The 2,354-nt window shown below is 67.8% G+C and carries 4 protein-coding genes; all 4 read right to left on the bottom strand.

From position 1 onward, the window contains the following. Positions 1–336: acyl-CoA thioesterase (locus JNK68_11640; GenBank protein ID MBL8541007.1), on the bottom strand; the 336-nt coding region annotated here is incomplete at its 3' end. Between the two features lie 111 nt (positions 337–447). Continuing rightward, entirely contained in the window at positions 448–711 is a 264-nt protein-coding gene (locus JNK68_11635; protein ID MBL8541006.1) for a UBP-type zinc finger domain-containing protein, read from the bottom strand. Positions 712–721: 10 nt separating this feature from the next. Further along, positions 722–2,128 (bottom strand): cyclic nucleotide-binding domain-containing protein, encoded by a 1,407-nt coding sequence (locus JNK68_11630; protein ID MBL8541005.1) that lies wholly within the window; start codon positions 2,126–2,128, stop codon positions 722–724. Next, positions 2,125–2,354 (bottom strand): NAD(P)/FAD-dependent oxidoreductase (locus tag JNK68_11625; GenBank protein ID MBL8541004.1); only part of this gene is annotated, 230 nt, incomplete at its 5' end. The genes JNK68_11625 and JNK68_11630, both read right to left, overlap by 4 nt.

Here is a 2,354-nt window from a genome sequence, read left to right as displayed (position 1 = left end):
GAACGCCCAATCCGTTTCACCCTGCGCCAGCACCTCACCGTCGGCGGCGCGCACGAAGCGGTACTTTCTCAGCGAGCGCACTTTCCGCATGCCGGCGACCCAGGTGAAGACAATGATCCGATCGCCTGCAAGCGCCGGCCGCAGATACTCGATGCGGTGACTGCGCACGACCCAGGTGGCACCGATCGCCGTTGTCGCCGCCATGCAGCCTGTCGCATCGGAGTGGAGGATGGCGACATCCTGCATCCATTGCACGTACTGGACGTTGTTGACGTGTCCGTTGCGGTCGATCGCCGCATCCGGGACGGGGAAGTCGAAGCGATAGACGCGCCGCATCGGGTATCGGGTTTCCGCGAATAGCCGCAAGGACTGCAGCTCGGTGCGCCACGGCGTGGCGCTCCGTCAGTGATGTCGGGCTGCGCCGCGGTCACCACACATCGAGATCCGCTACGGCTCCACGTACGTGTCGTCGACGTAGCACCAGATCCAGTCCTCTCCCGGCTCAAAGGAGCGAATGATGGGATGCCCGCTCGCGTGGAAATGCGCGTGCGCATGCCGGTTCGGAGAGCTGTCGCAGCAGCCGACGTGGCCACACGTCAAACAGATGCGCAGGTGCAGCCACTGCGACCCGGTCTTGAGGCACTCTTCACAGCCCTGAGCGCTCGGTCGCACCCGCCGCACTTGGTCGAGATGCGTGCACATCGCAGCCATCGGCCCTCCTTCAGGATTGCTGTGCGCCGGCGATCGGCAGCATCACCTCGAAGCGCGTATCGCCCGGCTTCGAGGTAAGACGGATATGGCCGCGGTGCCGGTTGACCACCGAGCGATAGGTGATGTCGAGCCCGAGGCCGGTGCCTTTCCCGAGCGGCTTCGTCGTGAAGAAGGGATCGAAGACCCGCGGCTGGATCTCCGGCGGAATGCCGGGGCCGTCGTCGCCGATCTCGACCACCGCGAAGTCGCCGTTGCGCCGCGTGCGGATGGTGATGGTGCCCTGCCCGCCGAGCGCGTCGGCGGCGTTGTCGATCAGATTGGTCCAGACCTGGTTGAGCTCGCTGCCGTAGACCATCAGCCGGGGCAGGGAGCGGTCGTAGTCGCGCACCACCTCGATGCCCTGCTTCAACTTGTGGCGCAGGATGGTAAGCGTGTCCTCGATGCCGTCGTGCAGGTCGACCTCCTGCCGCGGCGCTTGGCCCTCGTAAGAGTACGACTTGAGTGCCTTGACGAGCTCCGAGATGCGCGCCGACCCGCGTCCGGCCTCGTTGAGCAGCGTGGCGAGTTCGACGCTCGCGGCCACCCAGCGCACCGCCGCAGCCAGATTCTCCTCGCCCACATCCTGGGCGAGCGTGTCCAGATCCGACGGCGCGATGCCGCCGGCCACCAGCGTCGGGGCGAGCAGCCAGCTCTCGCCCACGCCGCGCTCGGCGAGCCAGTCCGACACCTCGTCCTCGTGCTCGGCAGCGACCAGCGGGTCGGCCGTCGTGTGCTCGCGCAGCCACGCCTCCGCCCGCTCGCGGACGCCTTCCAGCACGCCGCACGCGGTCGATGGCAGTCCGGCCTGCTCGTACAGCGCGTCGGTGGCCTCGTACAGCGCGTCGAGCACATGCCGAAGCCGATCGACGACGCGCGCGATCGCCGCTGCAGGATTGTTGAGCTCATGGGCGAGGCCTGCGGCGAGCGTACCGAGCGCCGCCATTTTCTGGCGCTGCCGCGCAAAGGACTCCATGCCGGATACGCGCTCCGCCATGGTGCGGAAGATCACCTTGCTGAACTCGGGCGAATCCGCGAGCAGCCGGCGAAAAGCGCCTTCGGCAAGCTGGCCGAGGCGGCATGCGCTGACCGCGCGGAGCGTCACGAACACGTGCGTCTGCGCGAGCAGCGGTATCTCGCCGAAGAATGCCGGCGCGGTGTGGTGCCCGGCCGGCAGCGACGCACCATTGTCGGTGCGCTTCATCACATCCATCTCGCCTTCGACGAGGATGAAGAAGCCGCGCACCGGTTCGCCTTCGGTCACCAGCGCTTCGCCGGGTGCAAGCGTGACTTCCTCGAGCTGGCTGCACGCCCAGCGCATGCAGCTATCCGACAGGTCGGCAAAGAGCGGCATGGCGCGGAGTCGGTCGAGCGCGATCATTGGTCGGCCAGGTACTGGTGGATGAACTGCACCGCGATCGATCCTTCACCGACGGCCGCCGCCACCCGCTTCACCGAACCGCAGCGCACGTCGCCGGCGGCGAAGATGCCGGGCACGCTGGTCTCGAGCAGGAAGGGCGCACGCGCGAGCGGCCAGGCGGCGCTGCGTTCGCCCTCGCGCGCAAGCAGCGACCCGGTGCGGATGAAGCCGCGCGCATCGCGCTGGA

Source organism: Betaproteobacteria bacterium, assembly GCA_016791345.1.
In the GTDB taxonomy this organism is placed as follows: Bacteria; Pseudomonadota; Gammaproteobacteria; order Burkholderiales; family JAEUMW01; genus JAEUMW01.
The sequence above is the reverse complement of the archived record's forward strand: the minus strand, read 5'-3'. Positions and strand labels throughout refer to the sequence as shown.